Raw genomic sequence first — 6,990 nt, 5'->3', positions numbered from 1 at the left:
CCGCCCCACTGCGCCCGCCCCCGGGGCGCGCTACCGCGTCGGCCTCGCGCGCGACGAGGCCGACGTCCGCGCCGCCCAGCGGCTGCGCCACCAGGTGTTCGCGGGCGAACTCGGCGCCCGGCTGGACGGGCCGGAACCCGGCCTCGACACCGACCGCTTCGACGCGTACTGCGACCACCTGCTCGTCCGCGAGGAAGCGAGCGGGGAGGTCGTCGGGACCTACCGGCTGCTGCCGCCCGAGCGGGCACGGGCCGCGGGACGGCTCTACTCCGACGGCGAGTTCGACCTCACCGCGTTCGCGCCCCTGCGCCCCGGACTGGTCGAGGTCGGCCGCTCCTGCGTGCACCCGGACCACCGCACCGGAGCCGTCATCAGCCTCATCTGGGCCGGCCTCGCCCGCTACATGACCACCACCGGCCACCGCTACCTCACCGGCTGCTGCTCGGTGCCGCTCGCCGACGGTGGCGTCCTCGCCGCGTCCGCCTGGCGCACCGTACGCGAGAGGCACCTCGCCCCCGAGGCCTACCGGGTCACCCCCCACCGCCCCTGGACGCCGGGAGGCGCCGCGGGCGCGGGGGCCCGCGCGGAGCTGCCCGCTCTGCTCCGCGGCTATCTGCGGCTCGGCGCCTGGGTCTGCGGAGCCCCCGCGCACGACCCCGACTTCGGCGTCGCCGACCTGTGCGTCCTGCTCGCGATGGACCGGATGAACGACCGCTACCTGCACCACTTCCTCTCGCTCGTCCCGGCGTCATGAGCGCCTGGCTGCCGACGGCGCCCTGCACCCCGCAGGAGTGCGCCGTCCACGGCGGGCCCGCGGTCACCGCGCCGGCCGCCGCGGGCCGCCTGCTGTGCGGGATCGGGCTGCTCACCGCCGGCGTCGTCCTCGCGCCGGTGGCCGCCCTCCTCGGCGCCGCCGCCCGCGACCTGATCACGCGGCGCTGGGCCCGCGCCCTGCTGCGCGCCTTCGGCATACGCGTGCGGGTGCGCGGTCTCGCGCGGCCGGCCACCGCAGCGCGCGCGGGCGGCGGTGTGCTCGTCGTCGCCAACCACATCTCCTGGATCGACATCCCGCTGATCGCGACCGTCCTTCCCGGGCGAAATCTGGCCAAGAGCGAGATACGCGGGTGGCCGGTGCTCGGCCCCGTGGCGGCGGGCGGCGGCACCCTCTTCGTGGAGCGCGAGCGGTTGCGGGCCCTGCCCGCCGCCGTACGCACCCTGGCCGACGCGCTCGGTGCGGGGTCGCGCGTGGTGGTCTTCCCCGAGGCGTGCACCTGGTGCGGCGGTGAGGGCGGGCGGTTCACCACGGCGGTCTTCCAAGCAGCCCTGGACGCGGGAACCGCCGTCCAGCCCGTCCGGATCGCCTACCGGGGCGCGAGCGGGCGGATCTCGGGGGCCGCCGCCTTCGTCGGCGACGACACCCTGCCCGCCTCCCTGTGGCGGGTGGTCCTCGCCGGCGGGCTCAGCGCGGAGATCACGGTGCTCCCGCAGATCCCCGCGGGCGCTTTCGCCGACCGCGGGGAACTCGCCACCGCTGCGTGGGAGGCCGTGCTGGGCCGCGTACCGGCTCCCGACGCCGCCCCGAGAGAGACCGGTGCTCAACGGCGCGGCGGGCACGCGCCGGGCGCGCACGGCGCGGCGGCAGAGCACGTCCTGGCGTGGTCACACGGTGCGGCGGGTGCCGAAGAAGGGATCGCTGCCCCGCCCGTACGCGGCGGAACGGCGGGCCCCGGGCGCCTCGCCGGCCCGGTACCACGGCCGCGCGGAGGCCGGGTGCGCGGCCGGAAGAGTACGGGCGCCGAGCGGCTCCCCCCGTCGATTTCCTGACGTTTCCGTGACCGGGGCACGGGCACCCTTGTGCGAGCGGAAACGAGTGGCTTTAGGTTGGACCGGAGCGCTTCGGCCCGACCCGGGGCCCGCACGCTGCCACGGGCCCGACAGGAGGAACCGGTCATGCCACCCGACAACATCGCAGGTGGGCGCAGTGCGCTCACCGAGGAGGAAGCAGAGGCGCTGCTCGACGGCATCTGCTTCAAGACAGGCCCACCCCGCACGGTAGGCGTCGAGCTGGAATGGCTCGTCCACGACGCGCACCACCCCGAACGACCCCTGTCGGCCCCCCGTCGTACGACCGCCTACGACGGCCTGCGGGCCCTGCCGCTGAACTCGGCACTCACCTTCGAACCCGGCGGTCAGCTGGAGCTCAGCTCACAGCCCGCCGCGTCGCTGACGGAATGCATCACGACCGTCTCCGCGGACCTGGACGCCGTCCGCGCCCGTCTCGGCGCCGCCGGCCTCACCCTCACCGGTTACGGCCAGGACCCCTGGCACCACCCCGAGCGCATGCTGCACGCCCCGCGCTACGACGCGATGGAGGCGTACTTCGACCAGTACGGCGATACGGGGCGCACGATGATGCGCACCACCGCGTCCGTGCAGGTCTGCCTCGACGCGGGCCACGAGGAGCCCGGGCCGCTCGGCCACGGCCGCCGCTGGCAGCTGGCGCACCTGCTGGGCGCCGTCCTCGTCGCCGCGTTCGCGAACTCGCCCATGCGGCGGGGGCGCGCCACCGGCTGGCGCTCCACCCGGCAGGCCGTGTGGACGAAACTCGACCCCGGCCGCACCGTCGCCCCGGCCGACCACGGCGACCCGCGGGCCGGATGGACCGCCCACGCGCTCGACGCGCCCGTGATGTGCGTGCGGAGCCCCCAGGGCCCCTGGACCGTCCAGGACGGGCTCACCTTCCGCGAATGGATCAGACGCGGCCTGCCCCGCCCGCCGGACCGCAGCGACCTCGAATACCACCTGACCACGCTCTTTCCGCCGGTCAGACCGCGCGGTCACCTGGAACTGCGGATGATCGACGCACAGCCCGGCGAGAACGGCTGGATCGTGCCGCTCGCCGTGACCACCGCGCTGTTCGACGATCCCGAGGCCGCGGAGACCGTGTACCGCGCGGTCAAGCCGCTCGCCGAGACAGCCGGGCCGCTGCCCGCCCCCGGCAACATCCTGTGGCTCAACGCGGCACGCCACGGCATGGCCGACCCGGAACTGCGGGCCACGGCCGCCACCTGCTTCGAGACGGCCCTTGAGGCCCTGCCGCGCGTCGGCGCCGGCCGCGCCGTCCAGGACGCCGTCGCCGACTTCGCCGAGCGCTACGTCCTGCGGGGCCGATGTCCCGCCGACGACCTGCGCGCACCCGAAACCGAGAAGGATCTCAGGACATGACCGACCGCCCCGCCGAGACCTCGAAGGCCGCCCCCGCGAACGCCGCGGCGCCCGCCACCTCAGGTGCCGCCGCCGGGGGGAGCGACGAGAGCCCGGCCGCCATGCTGATAACCGGGCAGGACACCGAAGCCCTGCGCTCCCGTGCCGTCCGCACGCTCACCCGTGCGCGTGCCCGTACGGCCCTGCTGACCTCCTGCGTCGACGAACCCGACCTCACCGCCCAGCACTCGCCCCTGATGTCGCCGCTCGTGTGGGACCTCGCCCACATCGGCAACCAGGAGGAGCAGTGGCTGCTGCGCACCGTCGGCGGCCGGGACGCCGTACGCCCCGACATCGACTCGATCTACGACGCCTTCGAGCACCCGCGCTCCGAGCGGCCCACACTGCCGCTGCTGCCGCCAGCCGAGGCACGCGCGTACGCCGCCGACATCCGCGACCGTGTGCTCGACGTCATCGAGCGCACCCCGCTGCACGACGGCACACCCCTGCTCAGCTCCGGATTCGCCTACGGGATGATCGCCCAGCACGAGCAGCAGCACGACGAGACCATGCTGATCACCCACCAGTTGCGCAAGGGCCCGGCCGTGCTGCACGCGCCCGAACCGCCGGCGCCGGACGGTACCGGCGCGGCCGCGCTGCCCACCGAGGTGTTCGTGCCCGCGGGGCCCTTCACCATGGGCACCTCCACGGAGCCGTGGGCCCTGGACAACGAGCGCCCCGCCCACCAGCGGCTGGTTCCCGCCTTCCACATCGACACCGTGCCCGTCACCAACGGCGCCTTCCGGGCGTTCATCGAGGACGGCGGCTACACCGACGAGCGGTGGTGGGCACCACAGGGCTGGGCGCAGATCCGTGAACACCGCATCGGAGCCCCGCTGTTCTGGCGCCAGGACAGCGGCCAGTGGCTGCGCCGCGGCTTCGGCACCACCGAGCCCGTCCGCGACGACGAGCCGGTGCTGCATGTGAGCTGGTACGAGGCCGACGCCTACGCCCGCTGGGCCGGCCGGCGCCTGCCCACCGAGGAGGAGTGGGAGAAGGCGGCCCGCCACGACCCCGAGACGGGGCGGTCGCGCCGGTACCCGTGGGGCGACGCCGACCCGACGCCCGAGCACGCGAACCTCGGCCAGCGCCACCTGAAGCCGGCCCGCGTGGGCAGCTACCCGGCCGGCGCGTCCCCGCTCGGGGTCCGGCAGCTCATCGGCGACGTGTGGGAGTGGACGTCGAGCGACTTCCTGCCGTACCCCGGATTCACGGTCTTCCCGTACCCGGAGTACTCGGAGGTGTTCTTCGGCGGCGACTACAAGATCCTGCGCGGCGGCTCCTTCGCGGTCGACGAGGTCGCCTGCCGGGGCACCTTCCGCAACTGGGACCTGCCGGTGCGCCGGCAGATCTTCTCCGGATTCCGCACCGCGCGGGACGCCTGATGTGCCGCCACCTCGCTTTTCTCGGTCCGCCCGCGCCGCTCGCCGAGGTACTCGTCGAGCCGCCGCACGCCCTGTACGAGCAGTCCTGGGCGCCCAGGCGGCAGAGCCACGGCACGGTCAACGCCGACGGCTTCGGCATCGGCTGGTACGCGCAGGACGACCCCGTTCCGGCGCGCGACCGGCGCGCCGGGCCGATCTGGGCCGACCCCGGTTTCACCGACCTGGCCCGCGTGGTGCGCTCGGGCGCGCTGCTCGCCGCCGTACGGGACGCCACAGCACCCAGTGCGGACGGCGAGGCGGCGGCGGCCCCGTTCGCCGCCGGGCCCTGGCTCTTCAGCCACAACGGAGCCGTCACCGGCTGGCCGGGCAGCGTCGCACGGCTCGCCGCCGCGCTGCCGGCCGAGGAACTGCTCGCACTGGAGGCCAGAAACGATTCCGCACTGGTCTGGGCCCTGCTCCTGCACCGGCTGCGGGCCGGCGACAAGCTCGGCCAGGCCCTCGCCGACACCGTCCACGACGTGGCGGGAGCCGCGGCAGCGCCTGAGTCCCGGCTCAACCTGCTGCTCACCGACGGCGCGGCCATCGCCGCCACCGCCTGGGGCGACACCCTCTGGCACCTCCACGAACCCGGCCGCCGTGCGGTGGTGGCCTCGGAGCCGTACGACGACGACCCCCGCTGGCGCGAGGTCCCCGACCGCACGCTGCTCGTGGCGACCCGCGCCGACGTGACGCTCACCCCCCTCAAGGAGCCGCCATCGTGAGCCCGTACACCGTGACCCGCACCCTGCCCGAGGACGCCACGGGCGCCGCGCTCCGCGCCGACGTCCGCCAGGGCCTGACCGCTGATCCCAAGTCGCTGCCGCCCAAGTGGTTCTACGACGCGCGCGGGAGCGAGCTGTTCGAGGAGATCACCCGGCTGCCCGAGTACTACCCGACCCGGGCCGAAGCCGAGATCCTGCTCACCCGCGCCCCCGAGATGGCCGCGGCCACCGGCGCACGCACCCTCGTCGAACTGGGCTCCGGGTCCTCGGAGAAGACCCGGCACCTCCTCGACGCGCTCAGCGCCGCGACCGGACTGCGCGACTACGTGCCGGTCGACGTCAGCGAGAGCGCCCTGACCGGCGCAGCCGAGACGCTGCTCGCCGAGCGCCCCGAGCTGCGGGTGCACGCCCTCATCGCCGACTTCACCCGGGGCGTGGAACTGCCGCCCACGCCGGGCCCCCGGCTCGTCGCCTTCCTCGGCGGCACGATCGGCAACCTGCTGCCCGCCGAGCGCTCGGCGTTCCTCGCCTCGGTACGCGCCCTGCTGGCGCCGGGCGACACGCTGCTGCTCGGCACGGACCTCGTGAAGGACGAGGACGTGCTGGTGCGGGCGTACGACGACGCGTCCGGTGTGACAGCCGCGTTCAACAAGAACGTCCTGTCCGTGGTCGACCGCGAACTCGGGGCCGACTTCGATCCGGGCGACTTCGACCATGTGGCGCTCTGGGACCGCGAACACGAGTGGATCGAGATGCGGCTGCGGGCCCGGCGCGCACTCACCGTCAAGGTGCCGGAACTCGATCTGGTCGCGCACTTCGAGCGCGGCGAGGAGATGCGGACGGAGATCTCCGCCAAGTTCCGCAGGGAGGGCATCGGCGCCGAACTGGCCGGGGCCGGGTTCGAGCCGGCCCGCTGGTGGACCGACGAGGCGGGCCGCTTCGCGCTCTCCCTCGCCACCGCCGTCTGACCCGTCCCGCGCGGCGCCGGCCCCCCGTACCCCTTTCCACCGGTACGGGAGGCCGGCGCCGTTCGCGTGAGCGCGTCGGCTCAGCGGCGCGCGCGGGCGGTCGGTCACCGGGTCCGGCCGTACGCCGGGCCGGCGCTGTCCCGTCAGGTCCAGCCGTACCGCTCCCGCAGCCGGTTCACCACCAGGTTGAAGCGGCCCCGGTCCAGCGCGCACGCCTCGCGCCGCATGCCCTCCTCGTGCAGGCGCATCACTCGCTCCAGGGCCACCCACGAGTCACGCCCCTCGCGGTCCCAGGGCCCCTGGCCGATCGCCACCCAGCCGGGATCGCCGCTGTGCCGCTTGCTGGAGAGCTGCACGGCGAGGAGCGTGCCGCCCGCCTCGCGCGCCACGACCAGCACGGGGCGGTCCTTGCCCCGGCCGTCGTTCTCCTCGAACGGCACCCAGGTCCACACGATCTCGCCCGGATCGGGGTCGCCGTCGTGCGCGGGGGAGTACTCGGTGCGGACCCGTCCCACCTCGCGGGGGTCCGCCTCGGTCGTCGCCGCCGGGCCGCCGCGGCGCTGAGCGCGTCGAGGAGGTGCCGGGTCTTCTCCGAGGACCCGGAGCCCAGTT

General features: G+C 74.8%; 7 protein-coding genes. 6 read left to right on the top strand and 1 reads right to left on the bottom strand.

The features are described 5' to 3' along the window. From LCE31_RS21610 to egtD, 6 genes are all read left to right on the top strand, one after another. Positions 1-754: GNAT family N-acetyltransferase (locus LCE31_RS21610; protein WP_225016622.1), on the top strand; the 754-nt coding region annotated here is incomplete at its 5' end. Then, on the top strand, positions 751-1,824 hold the full coding sequence (locus LCE31_RS21605) for a lysophospholipid acyltransferase family protein (RefSeq protein ID WP_225016620.1): 1,074 nt from the start codon (positions 751-753) through the stop codon (positions 1,822-1,824). The genes LCE31_RS21610 and LCE31_RS21605, both read left to right, overlap by 4 nt. A gap of 126 nt (positions 1,825-1,950) precedes the next feature. After that, positions 1,951-3,225, top strand: coding sequence for an ergothioneine biosynthesis glutamate--cysteine ligase EgtA (gene egtA / locus LCE31_RS21600; protein ID WP_225016618.1), 1,275 nt, complete (start codon positions 1,951-1,953; stop codon positions 3,223-3,225). A gap of 101 nt (positions 3,226-3,326) precedes the next feature. Further along, positions 3,327-4,649: an ergothioneine biosynthesis protein EgtB gene (gene egtB, locus LCE31_RS21595; protein WP_225016626.1), complete on the top strand. Its 1,323-nt coding sequence runs from the start codon at positions 3,327-3,329 to the stop codon at positions 4,647-4,649. Continuing rightward, a complete protein-coding gene (gene egtC, locus LCE31_RS21590) occupies positions 4,649-5,410 on the top strand; it encodes an ergothioneine biosynthesis protein EgtC (RefSeq protein WP_225016616.1) in 762 nt (253 codons plus the stop codon). The genes egtB and egtC overlap by 1 nt, the downstream gene beginning before the upstream one ends. Then, positions 5,407-6,378 carry an L-histidine N(alpha)-methyltransferase gene (gene egtD, locus LCE31_RS21585; protein WP_225016614.1) on the top strand — a complete coding sequence of 324 codons (972 nt, stop codon included), beginning with the start codon at positions 5,407-5,409 and terminating at the stop codon, positions 6,376-6,378. The genes egtC and egtD overlap by 4 nt, the downstream gene beginning before the upstream one ends. 143 nt (positions 6,379-6,521) lie before the next feature. Here egtD and LCE31_RS21580 read toward each other — a convergent pair whose 3' ends face one another. Continuing rightward, complete coding sequence (locus LCE31_RS21580; RefSeq protein WP_225016624.1) at positions 6,522-6,893, bottom strand: type II toxin-antitoxin system PemK/MazF family toxin; 372 nt, start codon at positions 6,891-6,893, stop codon at positions 6,522-6,524. Positions 6,894-6,990: the final 97 nt, after the last annotated feature.

Origin of the sequence: Streptomyces sp. 8L, assembly GCF_020176795.1 — a bacterium.
Classification (GTDB): Bacteria; Actinomycetota; Actinomycetes; order Streptomycetales; family Streptomycetaceae; genus Streptomyces.
This window is presented reverse-complemented; position numbering and strand designations above follow the sequence as displayed.

Coding starts and splice junctions, on each gene's coding strand:
- LCE31_RS21605 (WP_225016620.1), top strand. CDS start 751: ATGAGCGCCTGGCTGCCGACGGCGCCCTGCACCCCGCAGGAGTGCGCC.
- egtC (WP_225016616.1), top strand. CDS start 4,649: ATGTGCCGCCACCTCGCTTTTCTCGGTCCGCCCGCGCCGCTCGCCGAG.
- egtA (WP_225016618.1), top strand. CDS start 1,951: ATGCCACCCGACAACATCGCAGGTGGGCGCAGTGCGCTCACCGAGGAG.
- egtB (WP_225016626.1), top strand. CDS start 3,327: ATGCTGATAACCGGGCAGGACACCGAAGCCCTGCGCTCCCGTGCCGTC.